Source organism: Enterobacter cloacae complex sp. ECL411 (assembly GCF_021869665.1).
Classification (GTDB): domain Bacteria; phylum Pseudomonadota; class Gammaproteobacteria; order Enterobacterales; family Enterobacteriaceae; genus Enterobacter; species Enterobacter intestinihominis.
Window position 1 is genome coordinate 2667627 of the sequence record NZ_CP091486.1, and the last position, 16977, is coordinate 2684603.

The 16977-nt window shown below is 55.7% G+C and carries 18 protein-coding genes; all 18 read right to left on the reverse strand.

The genetic code is table 11. From position 1 onward, the window contains the following. Position 1: 1 nt before the first annotated feature. On the reverse strand, positions 2-565 hold the full coding sequence (tssE, locus tag L3069_RS12700; protein ID WP_015570336.1) for a type VI secretion system baseplate subunit TssE: 564 nt from the start codon (positions 563-565) through the stop codon (positions 2-4). Continuing rightward, a complete protein-coding gene (locus tag L3069_RS12705) occupies positions 558-1370 on the reverse strand; it encodes a type VI secretion system accessory protein TagJ (protein WP_038416231.1) in 813 nt (270 codons plus the stop codon). The genes tssE and L3069_RS12705 overlap by 8 nt, the downstream gene beginning before the upstream one ends. A gap of 9 nt (positions 1371-1379) precedes the next feature. Further along, entirely contained in the window at positions 1380-2366 is a 987-nt protein-coding gene (locus tag L3069_RS12710; RefSeq protein WP_022651409.1) for a hypothetical protein, read from the reverse strand. Between the two features lie 16 nt (positions 2367-2382). Next, the gene (locus L3069_RS12715; protein WP_022648406.1) at positions 2383-3180 is read right to left on the reverse strand and encodes a PP2C family serine/threonine-protein phosphatase; all 798 of its coding nucleotides are present in this window, start codon (positions 3178-3180) and stop codon (positions 2383-2385) included. Next, positions 3177-4952 carry a type VI secretion system-associated FHA domain protein TagH gene (gene tagH, locus L3069_RS12720; RefSeq protein ID WP_032624080.1) on the reverse strand — a complete coding sequence of 592 codons (1776 nt, stop codon included), beginning with the start codon at positions 4950-4952 and terminating at the stop codon, positions 3177-3179. Before tagH ends, L3069_RS12715 begins: the two co-directional genes overlap by 4 nt. A gap of 511 nt (positions 4953-5463) precedes the next feature. After that, entirely contained in the window at positions 5464-5958 is a 495-nt protein-coding gene (locus tag L3069_RS12725) for a hypothetical protein (protein WP_227022503.1), read from the reverse strand. Positions 5959-6033: 75 nt separating this feature from the next. After that, positions 6034-6453 (reverse strand): hypothetical protein, encoded by a 420-nt coding sequence (locus L3069_RS12730; RefSeq protein ID WP_227022504.1) that lies wholly within the window; start codon positions 6451-6453, stop codon positions 6034-6036. A 46-nt stretch (positions 6454-6499) separates the two neighbouring features. Beyond that, a complete protein-coding gene (locus L3069_RS12735) occupies positions 6500-6853 on the reverse strand; it encodes a T6SS amidase immunity protein Tai4 family protein (RefSeq protein WP_038416232.1) in 354 nt (117 codons plus the stop codon). Further along, positions 6850-7332: a type VI secretion system amidase effector protein Tae4 gene (locus L3069_RS12740; RefSeq protein ID WP_023300327.1), complete on the reverse strand. Its 483-nt coding sequence runs from the start codon at positions 7330-7332 to the stop codon at positions 6850-6852. Before L3069_RS12740 ends, L3069_RS12735 begins: the two co-directional genes overlap by 4 nt. A 58-nt stretch (positions 7333-7390) precedes the next feature. Then, the gene (locus L3069_RS12745) at positions 7391-7873 is read right to left on the reverse strand and encodes a type VI secretion system tube protein Hcp (protein ID WP_014884229.1); all 483 of its coding nucleotides are present in this window, start codon (positions 7871-7873) and stop codon (positions 7391-7393) included. 180 nt (positions 7874-8053) lie between these two features. Beyond that, positions 8054-8503 (reverse strand): T6SS amidase immunity protein Tai4 family protein, encoded by a 450-nt coding sequence (locus L3069_RS12750; RefSeq protein ID WP_051979828.1) that lies wholly within the window; start codon positions 8501-8503, stop codon positions 8054-8056. Further along, positions 8488-8982, reverse strand: a complete 495-nt coding sequence (locus L3069_RS12755; RefSeq protein ID WP_022648411.1) for a T6SS effector amidase Tae4 family protein — start codon at positions 8980-8982, stop codon at positions 8488-8490. The genes L3069_RS12750 and L3069_RS12755 overlap by 16 nt, the downstream gene beginning before the upstream one ends. Before the next feature lie 3 nt (positions 8983-8985). After that, positions 8986-9411: a Rap1a/Tai family immunity protein gene (locus tag L3069_RS12760; protein ID WP_038416233.1), complete on the reverse strand. Its 426-nt coding sequence runs from the start codon at positions 9409-9411 to the stop codon at positions 8986-8988. 79 nt (positions 9412-9490) lie between these two features. Further along, positions 9491-10990, reverse strand: coding sequence for a type VI secretion system contractile sheath large subunit (tssC, locus tag L3069_RS12765; protein WP_006810956.1), 1500 nt, complete (start codon positions 10988-10990; stop codon positions 9491-9493). Positions 10991-10993: 3 nt separating this feature from the next. Next, positions 10994-11518, reverse strand: coding sequence for a type VI secretion system contractile sheath small subunit (gene tssB, locus L3069_RS12770; protein ID WP_022648413.1), 525 nt, complete (start codon positions 11516-11518; stop codon positions 10994-10996). 75 nt (positions 11519-11593) lie between these two features. Then, a complete protein-coding gene (gene tssA / locus L3069_RS12775) occupies positions 11594-12610 on the reverse strand; it encodes a type VI secretion system protein TssA (protein WP_038416234.1) in 1017 nt (338 codons plus the stop codon). Between the two features lie 11 nt (positions 12611-12621). Then, the gene (gene tagF, locus L3069_RS12780; protein ID WP_006810959.1) at positions 12622-13338 is read right to left on the reverse strand and encodes a type VI secretion system-associated protein TagF; all 717 of its coding nucleotides are present in this window, start codon (positions 13336-13338) and stop codon (positions 12622-12624) included. Positions 13339-13354: 16 nt separating this feature from the next. Then, complete coding sequence (tssM, locus tag L3069_RS12785; protein ID WP_100167658.1) at positions 13355-16975, reverse strand: type VI secretion system membrane subunit TssM; 3621 nt, start codon at positions 16973-16975, stop codon at positions 13355-13357. Positions 16976-16977: the final 2 nt, after the last annotated feature.

Genomic DNA, 16977 nt, shown 5'->3' on the forward strand with positions numbered 1-16977 from the left:
ATTACCCCGCATCCTTCAGTTCAAAATGGCCGTTCTCAAGATCGACGTCGGTGCGAAAGAGAAACTCCAGCGGATACGGTACGCACCACAGGCGGCCTTTGATTTCGATAGACAGCACGTTGTGCAGATCTAATGAGGAGGTATCGGACACGCAGCGAACCTGAAGCCCCTGCGGCAGGATCCGCGGTTCAAAGTTAATAATCGCTTCGGTGAGCTTGCGCTGAATGTCGTGCCATTCGATATCGGACATTCTTTTCCCCGCCAGCGGCGCGACGCCAAAGTTAACGACAGAACGGCTCACCTGCGTCAGACCACTCAGATCGCTGGAGGCATCGTGGTTAATGGTGTTAAACAACCACTGTAAATCCCGCAGGACGTTACGACGCAGCGCGGCGTGGGTAATCAGATTACTGTTGGCGGACTCGCGTTTTTTTTCCGGATCGTTATCCGTCAGACGATCCAGCAGTGACGGCTGCATTTTGTCGCGTGCCCCCACTTTCTCCTGCCTGCTGCGGGCCTGCCAGCCGCTGCGCAGCAGATCGCCTTCGCCAGCGGGATTACTCATCCGCGCCATCCGCGGCGAACGTCACCAGGCTCAGGGTGAGCAGCGGGCTTTCGCTTTGCTCGCTCAGCCAGGCTTTCTGCCCCATGCCTTCATACAGGGTGCCGTCATCGTCGAGTGGAAGCCACTCGGTGGTGCGCCCCAGCTTAACGCTGTCTGGCGCTCCGTCAGCAAACGGATAACGCGCCGGGATCTGACACACCTGCTCGGTGCCGTCCGTGAGGCGGACCAGAGCATGACGCCACACCAGATCGGTCACGCTGGCCGGAGCCTGAAAACGGATCGTGTCGATGGCGCAGAACGGCACCCAGAAATAGCGGCCGTTGACCAGGGTTTCACACACCGGCCCCAGACGGGCATCGCCGTCCATCAGCCATTCAAAGGTGTGGCTCTCTTCATTCTCCAGCGTGACCTGCCCGCGGCTTGCCGGGGCCTGTTCGAGTGCTGCCAGGCGCAGCGTTTGCGCATGCCCTGCGCTTTCGCTCAGCGCCTGGGCTAACGTCGTCAGCCACGGCCACTGCGCCTCGGGCATTGCCGGTCGTACCTCTCCCGCGAACGCGCGCGCCCGCTGCTGTTCACCCTGAATGGCCTGCTCCAGCAGCGTTACGGTTGGTTTTGCCTGCGGCTTCAGCGCCAGCCAGCTTTTCAGCTGGGTCAGGGCGCGCGCCCAGTTGCCGCTGAGGATCAGAAACTGCACAAACGCAGCGCGCAGATCGGCATCCGCCGGACGAGCTTTGATTTCGGCTTCCAGGCGAAGCAGCGCGTCGCTAATCGACTCACCCGCCAGACGTTGATAAAGCGTATTCATAGCCCCTCCTTAATTCGCCGCGCGCCAGGCGCCCACAGCCGGATCGCGTAGCTGCGGACGCAGCGTGTCAATCAGAACAACGTTCAGCTCCGCGCCCGGTGCAACCCATGCGCTCCAGATCTTCTTCACCTCTGCGATACGCGCCTGGAGTCTGGCGTCGTCGCTGGCGATCTCACGGGTGATTTCCACCGCCACCGTGCCGTTGCTCTTCCAGCCGTTCAGGGTGCTGTCGTACGGCAGGATCATCCAGCTCTGATCGCTGTTCGGGGTGCTGAAGACCATGCGCTCTTTGTTGACGGAGGTGATCAGCGCCTTTTCAGGATCAACCGCGTTGTTCAGTCCCATCACCGGGAAGCCGTGAATGTAGGTGACCGGAATCGCTTTCTGCGTCCCGTTACGATTCTGCGTCACCACGGTGTGGCCGCTGAGCCAGCTGCCGTTGCCGCAGCGAGTGGTGTCGGAATCGGGAATAAACAGCGCTGGCGCGGAGGAACCGCCCTCCCAGAAGGTGCGCAGGTGGCAACCGTCCTGAAGGGTGAACTCCTGCCATGGCGTACGATCTGCCGCCACGGTGTGCGTCTCCGGATTCTGGTCAGGCGGTAGCAGCGCGCCTGAGGTGGTGGTCGTTGCCGCCGCCGTTTCCTGCTGTTTCACCACCAGCGCCCAGTCCTGCGCTTTAGCCGCTGTGCCCCGGGCAAGCGTCGTGCCTTCCGGATCGTTAAGCGTCCAGTTCAGGGTATTCAGTTTGCTACACTGGTGCTCCAGCAGCGAGCCAAGGCGCGGCACGAAGTTTTCCAGCACCGAAACCTCTTTCTTGCCGTTCGCCACGATACGCAGCGCCACGTCCGCCTTACACCAGCTTTGCGGCGTATTGTCTTTAATGTTGTCGATCCAGATATCCAGCTTCTGCGCAGGAGACTGCACGATGCGGAAGTTTTCAGCCTGTGCGGTGGTCGCCACCGTCAGAAGAGCCAAACCCGATAGCCAAAGTTTCATATCAATCCTTGTGTGTCTAATCAGTTCCGCAGGGAAGAAATTGTGCTGCGTCAGAGAGCGTATGCAGCAAAGTGGTGTCCTGAGGGTTGCCCATCCACACCGCCACGGCGGTATAGTTATCCTGAGCTTTGCCCTCCTGTTCAGCATTCTTTTGAATGATTTGGTTCATCAAGGTCAGCCACTCTTGTGGCGTATTGACCATGTGCAGCGACTGTTTCATCTGCTCTTCGCTGACGCCGTGCCAGAAACCGTCGGTGCAGAGTAAAAACGCATCACCGTCTTCAACCTGCACGACATCGCTGTAGCTCGCTTCCGGTCCGCCATTCTCAATACCCAGCGCCAGATACAGGAGGTTGCTGTTGAGATCGTCGGTCTGATGCCCGGCATCTTTCATCTGCTGCACCAGGCTGTGGTCGGTGGTGACGTGCCACAGCCAGCCGCGGCGAAACAGGTACAGGCGGCTGTCTCCAGCGTGCGCCCAGTAAGCCAGACGGTAATCCCTGTCGATAAACAGGCTGACCAGCGTGGTGCCCATCCGGCGATAGTCCTGCACGGCCTGTTGTTCGCTGAGGATGGTGCGGTTCGCCGTTTGGACGTAGTCACGAATATGCTGCGCATTCAGGTGCTTGTCGCCGTCAAAGCGGGAAATAATGCTGTTGCGGGCCAGCTCAGCGGCCACCTCGCCGCCCGGCAGGCCCGCAATGCCGTCACAGACGACAAAGCAGGCTGAACGTTCCCCAATGGTTTCTCCCGTCTGATCCTGGTTGCTGGCGCGCGTCCCCTGGCGGGAGAGAGAAGCCGTTGCGATATTCATTTTTCTTCCGATCCGCTTTGTGAGTCTTTGTACTGATTGACCTCCATGTCATAGGCATGGAGGAAGGCTTCGCCAAACAGGGTATGGAAGTCGTCCTCGATCTCGCCCGCCGTCTCGCCATAGCTGCGAACAAAATAATCCCACAGCGCGGCTTTACGGCTGCCCGGCAGCGCCAGGCGTGACGTCATTCCGTTCTGTTTCGCCTGCTCTTCCAGCTGTTCCGGGTTAAAGGATTGCAGCATGGCGGCGATAATGGCGCGGATACCGGAGATCATCCCCAACTGGTGCGCCTGCAGATCGATCAGCGCATCACGCACCGATTTGGTCGGCGGCATAAAGCCCGGCATCGGCGTGCCGAACATCTGGATCAGGACCGTTTTACCGGTTGGCAGCAGCTTGAACGGGTTGTTGGCATCGTCAAGCACCATGGTCATATCGGCCTTCACCCCGCGCTTGAGAATGGAGCGCGAGGAGAGCAGCGCCACGGTTCCCTGCGAGAACATGCCCAGGATCTGCCCCAGCTGACGCATATTTTCCCGGTCAAACTGCGGCACCGGCTGCATTTCGCTCAGGCCCATGCCCTCCAGCAGCGCCTCCAGCAGTTCGCCCTGAAGCACCTCGCCCCGCTCGCCGGTCTGCGCTGAGGCAGCAGGCGATGCAGCGTTTTTAACCGGGTCGATACGCAGGCGGCCTTTCGGTGCCTGCGCGTTGCTGCGCGCCACGGCCTGCGGCGTTGGCATGGTGAAGCCAGCGTAATCGGGACGCGCGGGCTCTTCTTCCGCGCGCGGCGCGTCCTGTGGTTCAGTCGGTTCCGGATCGAACAGCGGTGAACTGGCCAGCGCATCCTCTTCCTGTGCGGCTTGCGCTTCAGGCTTTGGCTCCGGCTTATCAGCCACGATTTCATCCGGATGGGTTAACGGCGCGCCGCCCATCAGGCCAAGGGGGTCATCGTGACGCGCGGCAGGCGCGCTCGCCGACCCGCCAAACAGGGCTAACGGATCGAGTTCATCCGACGCCTCTTCCTTTGGCTGGGCAGGTTTGCTTTCGTCCGGCTGTACCAGCGTTGAAGGGGTGACATCGTCAAAGATGCTCTCTTTTTTAAACAACGCTTCATCGCTGAACAGCGTGTCCGGGTCCACGTTTTTACGTTCAAGCGACGGATCGGCATCGTTGAACATCGCCAGCGGGTCTTCGGCATTCCGCTCCGGGGCCGCAGGCTGGGAGAACGGGTCGTGGGAGGCCGCGGGCTGTGGCTTTGCCCGATTGCTGGAGATGCTGTCGGAGATGGAGAACTCCTGCATCAGGCTGTCCCAGATTTCCGACGGCACGGCCGTAGGTTCAGCTTTTCCGCGCGGCGCGGCGCTGGCCGGTTTCGGTTGTGCCGCCGGAGCAGGTGTCGCCGCTGGGCGCGCCTGCTGCATGCTGGCCGCCATGCGGCTTACGGGCTGGGTGTCATGAATGAGTTCGCTGACTTCAATGCGATAATCATCAATACCGAGAATATCCCCATCCTGAAGCTCAACCTGACGCCCACGCTCCAGCGGGATATCATTCAGTACCACGCGGGTAACGCTGCCGCGGTTCGTGACGCGGCATTCGCCACTGGCGTCGACGTGAACGATGGCCTGCAAACGCGAGATGGTGCGGTCATTATCCGGCAGCACCAGATTGTTATCCGTACCGCGCCCAATGGTGCCGCCCGGGGCATAAAAATCACAGCTGCTTTGCGGCGGCTGATGACCGGGTTTCGTAGAAATAATCGTGAATCGCATGGCGTATTCCTGCTGGTATGATTAGCGCTCAAACGCTGCCGCTCTCGGGGGTGAAAACGGCGGGGTTTGGGGGTTAATTCAGAAAGGCATCATTTAAATTTCAGAATAGGATTACATATTATTAACGATGGAAAGAATTAACAGCACTAAAAATATAATAGTGGCAATAATGATTTTTCTTCTGTACGACTTAACCCATGATAACTCAAAGGCAGACAAAATTTCATTGCACGACTGTGGCTCAAGCCAACGACACTCAGTGAGTCTCACACGCTTACCCTGTAAGATCCGTGATAAAATTGTGGTGAGAAAACCAAACCCCCAGAATCCAAGATTTTGCCAGGTTTGATAATCTTCTTTTTTGAGCAACTGTTGATTTGTGAATATCGAATATATTTGGTTAACCTGGCGATGTTTTTTCCGATAGTCTATATAAAATGAAATAACCAGGATTATAAAGGCAGCAAAAAGACATATAATAACAGCAGAGTAAATATTATTAAAAATCACTTTATTCTCCGCTAAAAATTAAGTTATTGAGCTGTTCTCCTGCAAACCCACCGATTTGTGTTCCACCCGCAGCCCCGACTGCACCAACCACTAAACCACGGATGAGTGTTCCTGTCCCCGCTGTGGGTACACCTAATGCAAGACAAATGGGAGCCGCCAGGGATGAGCCTAATGCAGCACCAGCGACACCACCCCCAAATTTGCTATATTCAGTCACTGCAACCCTGCTGCACTCATTTTCTCTTCCAGTGGTGCAGGCATGATAAACTTCGTTAGACGTGTTCACAAAAGAAAAACCTAAAGCAACCCATCCGCCTGCTTTCAGATAAGAGGTGATTTTGGCAGTTCTGTCAATATATGTTGAGTAACCTGGGATTGCGCCAATCCCAACAGTACTCCATTCATGGACAATTGATTTCGTGGAAAGCCCTAATGCTCTCTTAAGATCCGCATAATCTTTAAACTTAAGCTTTTTTTTAGTTATTTTATTTAACAAGGGTTTCAATTGTGCGAAAAGCGCATTGCGCTCAGCATAAAACTGTTGGCCGAAAAGCGCACCTTGTGTTCTGTACTAATTTTGATAGGTAGCTTCAATTTTAATTAAAATATTTTCTATTTGCTTAAAATATGACTCACCAGCACCACTCACACCACCGACGATTGTATCGCCCCAGCCTGTTATGGCTTTTATATTATCATAATTATTTTTCAAAAATTCAGCAGTGGCCACGTCCAAAGTCGCAAGCGCGTTGGTTACCTTCTTTTTCGCAATGGCTAAACTATTAATCTGCTGTGTTTGATTATCGCTACGTGGATCAGCGACAATTAATATTTGTCCAGACTTGAGCCACGCAGTGTCTTTATTCAATTGCATAAAATACTCGGATTTTTCATTGCGCACATTGCCAAATAGCTGTCTTGCCTGAAAATCCAGAGTGCCGGGTTGCTGAACAACACAGTAACCTGGAGCAACGTTTGACGGACTTGCCATGGAAACTCCTTGTATTCTTTTTAATTTTTTAGCTTTTGCAGAAGATTTATTTTTGCACACTGAGTTGGCGAATCGCATCGCTATGGGAAATTAGGCTGCACTTTAAAACCTCATAGTTTACTGGTGCTGTACCACCTAGCTTCTGTTTCAGTAAGGTGTTAATAACCTCGTCGGCCTTTTCGAAATTCTCGGCAGGCAGGTTACTGGCTTCCAGCCATGCTGCGGCGCTTGCCTTTGCATCATTTTTCAGTGTCGTACTATCCGCAATCTTTCCGATACAGCGATTTTGCACCCAGTTTTCAAAAATCTGTTGCTGAGAAAAGGTATTAACGTCCGGCAGAGTTTGGGCGAAGGTATATGAGGTATTCAACGCCAGCACGAAAGCGAGTAAATGTTTCATTTCAGGCTCCAGAGCGTAGCGCTGCCAGGAATAAACGAACCATTACCGGGAGAACCCAGAAAATGGCAATCATCGGAGCAAATATTCCCATTCCAGAGCGTGACATGTCCAGTGGCATCGCTCCAGCCATGACCGGTAAAGATGATAATGCCTTGCTTACCTGCAAATTGGCCTGGTGTTGGAGACGTCACCGTCAGATCTGCATTACCCAGTACAGTTGGCAGAAAAGCAATCATATCCTTTACGCGATACATGTAACGTTTTTTATCACTCCCCGTAACCGTCGCATATCTACTGTTGGCGGGAATTGGAACGCCACAATAATTTAAAACGTAGCTCATACGAATGGGGCATGCATTTTGAAAAATTCCGGCTTCGATATTGTGCTGGACTTTTCCACCCAATAATTTACCCACCGTCTCGACATTGACATTAACTTCTCTGAATCTGTTCCAGGCGGCACCAAAAGCAGGACGCATAAGTATTTTCCCTTTTAAAAAGCACAGGATAAAGTGAGCCCTTTCGGGCCCACTCCTGTTATGCTTCTTTGTTTTCTTTGATGTTCCAGCCAGCGCTGCTTTCAGCACCTTTACCACCGGCAGTGGTCTGCTCCCAATACTGCTGTTTCACTTTCGCAGCCTGGAATGCATAGGTCACGCCAACGGTATCGCCGTTGTCTGCACCGGTGTACTGAACAGAGGTTACGAGAACGTCTTCCAGGGTGATGCGGGTGTATTCAACCTGCTGACCACCCGCTTTGCAGACGGACAGTTCAACTTTGGTCAGGTGCTTACCGCTTGCGCAGTGTTTCAGGATTGCTGTAGTGGATTTGTCGATCAGAGCGTTAACGTGCAGATCGTTAAAGTTAACCTTACCGGCACCGCCGCCGCCACCAACGCTCATATTACCCGGCTGGGACGCGCCCCAGGAGAAGGAGGTAATATCAGTCCAGCCGGTGTGGTTAGAATCTTTAGATTCGCCCGTAACACCCTCGACCTTCAGAAACATATCAATAGCCATAATATCTACTCTTCGTGGATGAACAATATTGCTTTCGAAAAAGCCCTTATATGGCAAACAGGAAAGCATGGGGCTGAATAAAACCGTCCATATTTTACCTCTGCCTCATATCAAACGACCCGTGTCATTTGACAGTCTTACATTCCCCCTGAATGAACGGAAAGAATGTGAAGTCTTTTACTACTGCGGATTATCCTGAATCCAGGTACGATCAGGATCGCCAATGATGAGCTGCGGAACCAGTTTATTCAGTTCGTCGCTATGATAAAGACGTAGACAATTTAAGGTTACGCCTTTTACATCAGGTTTGCGCTCCGAGTGGAAACCATTAATTTGGTTTTTATACTTCCCAATAATGGCGTTAACTTTGTCAGTACCGTTTTCAGCATCAAACGGTATCCATTCAATAAATGCACTCGCACTGCGGGCCGCATCAGCAGAAAATTGACTGCCTTTATCTGCTACCTGCGCAAGGCAGCGCGCCAGGACAAAATCTTTAACCACCTGCCGGTATGTTTGCTGCTGATAAAAATCAACGTAAGGGTTGTCACCGCGAGCAGAAAAAGATAAGCAAGTGAGCAAAAGAAATACGGTCTTTAAACACCTGAATGTAATTATTTTAATTCCCAAAACCAGATTTCCTGACAGTACGGAAAGCAATCGGAGTTACATATAAACGAATTATTACTCAGAGGCTCGATAAGGTCGATATGACCACCGCCATACCCATCAATTTTATTGAAGAAAACAACACCTTTTCGGCCCAACATTGAGCGTGCACCAGCCTCGCGGTCTTTAAAGATTTCTGCCTTGCCAAACACATGGGATTTATAAAGCTGATCGGCAAGTAATTTTGCGCCAGGCTCGATTGTTTTTCCCTTATAGGGACCGGTCTTTATGGGTAAACGCCCTGTAAATTCAACATTGCATTTTAACAATGCCAGGCTCATTCTTACCGCACAGGTATTTTCGTATGCCGGTTGTTGCTTGATAATCGTCGAATAATCGTAGCCAATTTCTGAAAAAACCTGTTCACCCGAGGCAAAACCCGCGCGTGTGTGATTTGAAGAGTAATGCTGACGTTTAAGTTGTTCGTATAATGGTCTCATTTGTCACTCTCCTTTTTTGCACGGGCGTAATTCTTTCATGCCGTCAATGATGATTTTTGAAGCGCGCTCCTCGCCTTGCTGTTTCGATAAGTTCGCAAAACGAGAATAGAGAAACTCATGTATTGTATTTGGCAAAAAAGGCCTGCCCTTGCACCATGCAGTGCCCTCAGACGCGTCGACTACGCCGAGAAGATACATATTTGCCTTAATGCGTTCACGTTCATTCGTTTTCGACAGCCAGGCTTTAGCAAAACGCTCTGCACTCAGATTTAAATCGTACCCTGTTAACAGCGTCGGATCGCGTTGGAAGTTTGATGTGTCATCCTGAGGCAATGCTTCCGCTTGAGGGTATTTGTAATTTCCTGCCTCCGCGCTTGCGAGAGTAGAAACTGCCAGCAAACTGGTCGCGATCAAAAGTATATGTTTCACCGTCTATCCTTATTCACTGACAGAAACAAGCTAAGCTCTTCCGCTCAAATTGCCGGCCCCTTCGGGCCGGCAATCATCATTACGCGTCCTTCGTCTTCAGCGACGGCAGTTTAGATACCAGACGCAAGGAAACGGTCAGGCCTTCCAGCTGGTAGTGTGGACGCAGGAAGAACTTCGCGGCGTAGTAGCCCGGGTTGTCTTCAATTTCCTGCACCTGCACTTCCGCAGCCGCCAGCGGTTTGCGAGACTTGGTTTCCTGGGAGGAGTTAGCCGGGTCGCCGTCCACGTAGTTCATCACCCAGTCGTTCAGCCAGCGTTCCATCTCTTCGCGCTCGCGGAAGGAGCCGATTTTGTCGCGCACGATGCACTTCAGGTAGTGAGCAAAACGACAGCAGGCAAACAGGTAAGGCAGACGGGAGGCCAGGCGCGCGTTAGCGGTGGCATCCGGGTCGTGATACTCGGCCGGTTTTTGCAGGGACTGCGCGCCGATGAAGGCGGCGAAGTCGGAGTTTTTACGGTGAACCAGCGGCATAAAGCCGTTTTTCGCCAGCTCGGCTTCACGACGATCGCTGATGGCGATCTCGGTCGGGCATTTCATGTCCACGCCGCCGTCATCGCTCGGGAAGGTGTGGCACGGCAGGTTTTCCACCGCCCCGCCGGACTCCACGCCGCGAATCGAGGTGCACCAGCCGTACTCTTTGAAGGAACGGTTGATGTTGGCGGCCATCGCGTAAGCCGCGTTCGCCCAGGAGTAGCTGTTGTGGTTTGCGCCGTCGGTCTGCTCTTCAAAGTCAAAGCTGTCGACCGGATTGGTGCGAATGCCGTACGGCAGACGCGACAGGAAGCGCGGCATGACCAGGCCCAGATAACGGGCATCTTCCGATTCACGCAGTGAACGCCAGGCGGCGTATTCGGTGTTCTGAAAGATTTTTGTCAGGTCGCGTGGGTTAGCCAGCTCCTGCCAGGACTCCATCTGCATCACGCCCGGCGCGGTGCCGGTGATGAACGGACAGTGGGCCGCAGAGCCGATGCGCGCCATCTCGCCCAGCAGCTCAACGTCCTGCGGGCTGTGGTCGAAGTAGTAGTCGCCTACGATGCAGCCAAACGGCTCGCCACCGAACTGGCCGTACTCCTGCTCGTAGATTTTTTTGAAGATCGGGCTCTGGTCCCAGCCCACGCCCTTGTAGCGCTTCAGGGTGCGGCCCAGCTCCTGCTTGGAGATGCTCATAAAGCGGATCTTCAGCATCTCGTCGGTTTCGGTGTTGTTCACCAGATAGCTCAGCCCGCGCCAGGCGCTCTCCAGCTTCTGGAACTCCTCGTGGTGAATGATCTGGTTCACCTGCTGTGAAAGCTGCTCGTCAATACCGGCAATCAGGTTCTGAATGGTGCGGTAGGTATCGTTTGAAAAGGTCACGGTGTTTTCCAGCGCCTGCTGCGCCAGGGTTTTTACCGCGCTTTCTACGGCAGAGCGCGCCTGATCGGTTTTCGGGCGGAACTCTTTATTCAGCAGCGCGCTGAACTCGTCCTGGCTGAAGGCCTGGCCCGCCTGCTGATCGTGTTGTTGAGTCTGGTTGCTCATCGATTATTCCTCGCTACCTTTCGCGCTTTCGTCATTTTTTGGCATCTGGCTCAGGGATTTGAGCAGCGTCGGATCCTGAAGGATTTTTGCAATCAGCTCTTCCGCGCCGTTTTTGCCGTCCATGTAGGTCAGCAGGTTAGAGAGCTGGGTGCGCGCTTCCAGCAGCTTGTTCAGCGGCTCTACTTTGCGGGCTACCGCGTCCGGCAGGAAGTCGTCCATACTGTCAAAGGTCAGATCGACGTTGAGCTTACCTTCGCCGGTCAGGGTGTTATCCACCTGGAACGCCACGCGCGGCTTCAGCGCCTTCATGCGTTCGTCGAAGTTGTCGATGTCGATTTCAAGGAACTTACGCTCGTCGACGGCTGGCAGGTTTTCCACCGGCTTGCCAACCAGATCGGCCATAACGCCCATCACAAACGGCAGCTGAATTTTGCGTTCTGCGCCGTAGATCTCTACGTCATATTCGATCTGCACGCGGGGAGCACGGTTGCGTGCGATGAATTTCTGTCCACTGTTACTCATTGCCATGATGTTCTCCATCAAAGATGCGCGGTGAAGGTGAAACGGCTGACTCCATGCCTGTCGTCATAATGCCAGGACGCGTCATTCGCGGCGTCCAAAGATGTTTTCCAGTTGGTTAACGCCGTCTGGCGCCAGGTCGCGAATAATGTCCATAAAGTTGAGTTCAGACAGCCGCTGCACCCGTTCAATCATCAGCGGTGCGGGGTGGCTGGGTTCGTACTTCGCAAAATACTGTTTCGCTTTTTCCAGCATCAGCTGCGCGTCGGCGCGGCTGGTCACCTGCACGCTGCGCCAGTCCGTCACCTGCTGAACGGGCGACGCGGTCACCGGCTGCGGCTCGGCGTGCTGCTCAGCCTGCGCGTCACGGTTCGGCAGCAACTTGCTGATATCGGTCACCTGACAGGCGCTCGAAACTTGCCCGACGGTTTTCAGCAGCTGTTCCATCTCCGGTACGCCACTTTCCCCGAGATAGCCGGTAAGCAGTTCACGGATGGCGAGCAGGCGTTCGTTGATCACGATTACCGCTTCGGTGCCTGGCTGATCGCCCCGGGCCAGCTCATCGATCAGTCGTGGACGACCGCCCGGATAATCCGGACACTCTGTTTTACTGCCATCAAGCAGCGCCTGGGCGTCACGGAGCGAAATCTCATCGCCGTTAGAGCGGAGCAGTGAGGCGTTACGCACCGCGACCGTCAGGTCAGATTTATCGCTCAGCCCGGCGAGGGCGTTAATGCGGTAGAACGGATCGGTTTCGCCATACTCTTCCAGCAGCGGGTAAAGTTGCTCCCAGTAACGGGACAGGGCTTCCTGCACCAGCAGTAGCCCGTCGGCGTAACCTGCCAGCCCGCGACGACGCGTCCAGGCATGGGTTAACGCCAGCATGACGCGAAGATCTTTGGTGCGGCCCAGCAGGCTGGTGGCGAGTCTTTCCACCGTGTTCCAGTCGGCAGGCTCTGCCGGAATGATGGTGTCGCCAAACTGCTGTTCGGCTTTGCCCTGACTGGCCTGCCCCATGGCCTGGAAATCAGCGTCGTACTCCAGGTTTTCACCGCAGGGGTTATCGGGGCTTATCGGCGCGAGAAATTTATCGATATTCATAAGATCCCTGCTTATTCAAACATAGGCGGGTAAAGACCGTGGCGGCCCGGACGGGCGCCGCCTGCCGGATCGAACAACAGCGTAAAGAGCTGCCCGGTGAAGTTTCCGCTGTGGACGTGGGTGTAAAGCGGATAGCCGTCGCAGCGGTTTGTCCACCAGTAGCTGGTCTGGCGCAGCGGATCAAAACACTCCGCCGCCTGCGGCCAGCCCAGCGTGCTCTGACCCTCGTCGTCATAGCCAATCACGTCGAGAATGTCGGAACGCTTTTGCGGCTCAACCGGCTGGGGCGCCGGGATGGTCATCAGCATTTCATCCAGCTGGGAGGCAGAATAGCTGTTACGCACCGCGTGCAGCCCCAGACGGCCAAGCTGCTGGTACCAGCTTTCAGCCTGCCCGAGCAGACGGGATGACCACTCGGCCGGGGTGAAGCTCAGTTGCAGGCATACCGGATAGTGACGGCCTACGCTGTCACGGCCCGGTAGCAGGCAGCCCATCTGAATCATCTGGCTACCGAGCATCGGCGGGACGACAAAGTTCCACACCGGGGCTTTAGAAAACGGGCGCTCGCCGCTGCGCTGCTCTTCCTGTTGCCAGGCCAGCAGGCCGACCTGAAACCAGTGCGACCACTGGCGTTGCAGGGTATCCGGAAAGCGACGTTGCAAAAAATCTCCGGCGCTGGGTAATTTGCCATACCAGCTATAACGGTTCATCGCAGGGGTATTCGTCATACGGCTGTCCTTGCGGTTATGGGCATGAGAAACGGGGAAGCTGGAACGGGTTACGGATGCTGTTCGGGGCAAACTCCAGCGTGACCTGGTGTCCGTCGACGTTGAAGGTGGCCTGACGGCTCAGGCTACCCGCGCCAGGGTTGGTGCGCGCCTTGTCGAAAAAGCGGTTCAGCGCCCAGGAACCGTTAGTCACCAGCGTTGCGGTGCTGCCATTGGCCAGACCGAGCTGCATACGCACCTGGTTCGTCCCGCCCGGCCCCGGCCAGGTCATGATCTGCACCGCCTGCGGACCGTGGCTGTAGCGCAGCAGTTGGCCGTCCACGTCCAGCGTCAGGTTCAGAATGGTATTGTCCATACGCACGGTGCGCACCGTCACCTTGAAGGATGGCGTGGTCGCGCCGTTTGCGAAGAAGGCATCGCGGACAGACTGCGCCTGCTGGAACGGACGCAGCAGCCCTTCACTGCCCGGCAGCGTTTTACCGTCGATGCCTGGCATAAAGCGCCAGTTCGCCTGGGTGGTGTCCACCTTGTTGGTCAGGTTGTCGCGGAAAAAGGTGTCCATCAGTCCGGTGCCCGGCGCGAACATGCGGGCGAGATCGTCCGGCGTCACCTCAGTGCTGGCGCTGCGCACCAGCGGATAACGCCCGGCAATCGCCTGACGGCAGAACCCACCCACTTCCACGTTAATGCGCTTACGCACGTTCTCCAGATCGCGACGCTGAGTGTCGCTGCTGGCGCCGACGGCCATATTGCTGAACATGGTTTGCAACCCGCCCGGCAGACGTCCCGCGCTGGCTTGCAGGCGGCTGATTGCATCGCCGCCCGGCGCAGGCATACCGCTGTTTGCTGCATCCTGAACGGCAGTCAGGTAGCGATAAAGCTCGTCAACCTGCTTGAGAAAATCATCAAAGACGATGGTCTTACCGCCCTTCTCCAGCGGCTGCGCCAGCTCAATCATCGGCGCATAGTGGTCAGTCACCAGTTGCTCAGGCGCCTGCGTCACAACCGCGCCCTGCGTCGGGGCATTGTCACCGTTGCTGAACAGCGCTTCCAGCGTGCGGGTGGCGCGGTTGCTTTGGTCTTCCGCTTTTTGCGCATCTTCCGGCGCAGGCGCAGTGCGCGACAGGGTCAGCACCTTGCTCAGGTTAAGTACCAGACGGCGCAGCGGCGAATTGGTGCCTGAAAGCAGGCGCGCGGTGTTGATACGCTGGGAAAGATCGGCGCTGTTGTTGAGCTGAATGTCAGCGAGAAAGCGATCCCAGTTAACGATAAAGTCGCGCATGTAGAGCTGACGCACGGCGTTGTCGATCTGCTGTTTATCTTCCTGGGCAGTGGTCGCTCCCAGTACCCAGGCATCGTCCTCGTGCAGGGCAGTGGTCACGCTGTCGATCTGGTCGTTGAAGCTTTTCCAGTAGACGTCCGGCGTGTAGAGGCCCGGTACGCCCTCACTCACCGGCTTGCCGCTTTTGCGCGAAAACACCAGCTCGCTCTGCGGGCCGCCGAGATCAGAAAGCGAAACCGGCTTCAGGTTCTCATCATGCTCCAGCAGACGTTTCAGGCGGCCATATACACGTGTTGAGAGCGGCTGCTGGTTGATCAGCGCCCTTTCACGGGCCACCAGATCCTCATCCTGCGCATACGGTGAAGCCTGAATTTTTGGCTCCAGCAGCTGCGTCAGGTGCCATTCCAGCTCCTGAAGCTGCGCCTGCGTCACGTTCTGCGGCAGGTTGCGTTGCAGGTTGAGCATCACCCACGAGTGCAGGAATTTACCGTCATAATGCTTAGGCTGGTAGAGCATCTGATAGGCTTTCAGCGCCTCATAGCTGTACTCCACGTCGCTGCCGTTGTCGTTGCGCAGCCAGGTGGTAATGTGCATCGCCACGGCAGGCAGCAGCATCTGATCCAGCGCCTTCTGATACAGAGACTGCGAGGCATCGCTGACGTCATCCCCGCGATAAAGCCCCATGCGGCGGGAAACCGGCGGGTTGTTAACGTCGAAGGCATCGCTTTTCGGCAGATCCACCAGGCTGTTAAGCAGCGGCAGAAGCGCAAACAGATCGCGCTGGGGCTGGTTTTGCAGCGCCTTGCTCTGCTGCTCCAGCATCGGCACTTTTGCATCTACCTCTTCCAGATAAGCTTTATTTTTGGCGTAGCTGGTCAGCCACAGACCACCCAGGATCACCAGCAGGGCCAGCAGCGCCGCGTAGCCGGACCACATCACGGCGCGGTTGCGCAGCTCCCACCAGCGGTTTTCCCCGGCGATGCCCGCTTCCTGGAAAATCACGTTTTGCAGCAGATTTTTAATGAAGAAGCTTTGGCCCTTCGCGCCCGGGATCGGCGCCTCTTTGCTTACCGAATCCCAGCGCGTGCTTTCCTCCCCTTCAGGTAAGGAGAGCGCGCGGTTCAGCTCGCCCATCACGCGGTCAAACGGCATCCCTTCCTGGGTGCCGCTGGCAAAGTAGATGCCGCGCGGCGAAAATTCGGTTTCGAAGTTTGAGCGGGCAAAGACCGTGCTCAGGTAGTCTGCCAGCAGCGGACGCAGCGCGGCGAACTCCTGCGGGAAGAGATAGGCTTCCGCACGGGTTTTGGCGTCATGCTCTTTAAGCATGGTTTCCGGCAGGCCAGCATCCAGACGCTGTTGCAGCAGGGAAAATTCCTGCTGGAAGTTGCCCATCAGGTCGTAATCGGCGTGTTTGGTCTGCTCCCACGGCAGCGTAAAGCCCCAGATCTGATCGCGCTGGGCTTTGTCGTAATCCGCAAACCAGGCGCGGAAGCCTTTAAGCAGATCCGCTTTGGTCACCATCACATACACCGGGAAGCGAATACCCAGCTGTTCATGCAGCTCGGAGAGACGCTGGCGCAGGTTGACCGCCTGCTGGCGGGAGGCCTCAGCGGACTGCGAAAGCAGGTCGGAGATGCTGATGGTGATAATCACGCCGTTGATGGGCTGGCGACGGCGGTATTTACGCAGCAGGTTGATAAATTCCAGCCATTCCCCGGCGTCCTGAACCTGCTCGCTCTCCTGAGTGGTGTAGCGCCCCGCGGTATCCAGCAGAACCGCCTCGTTGGTAAACCACCAGTCACAGTTGCGCGTGCCGCCAATGCCGCGCAGCGCGGTTTTACCGAAGCGGTCCGCCAGCGGGAATTGCAGCCCGGAGTTGGCCAGCGCGGTGGTTTTACCTGAACCCGGCGCGCCAATAATGACGTACCACGGAAGCTGATAGAGGTACTGCGTGCTGAAGCGCTGCGTCCACTGCGCGCCATGTCCCGCTTTGCTGAAGTGGGCTTTTTTCAGCATCTGGGCGGCTTCATCGAAACGCCCGGCAAGGATCTGCTCCTCGCTGTTCAGACGTTTCTGCGGATCGGCCGCCTCCGGGCTGGTGGTATTTTCGTTAAGCTTGTCCATCAGCTTACGGTTCAGCCAGGCGTTATACAGCCGCGGCAGAATGTGGCTCTGGGCCCAAATCAGGTAGACCACCGCAATGCTGATGACGCGGTTCTGCTCTGATTCAAGGGGCCGGGTGTCCACGATGGACAACAGCGGGCCAATCATCCAGATGACCGCCGCGAGTGCCGTTACGCCCAGGAAGCTCCACAGAATGCGATTGGTCAGTATAGAAAGTAGAGTAGTCAGCATCC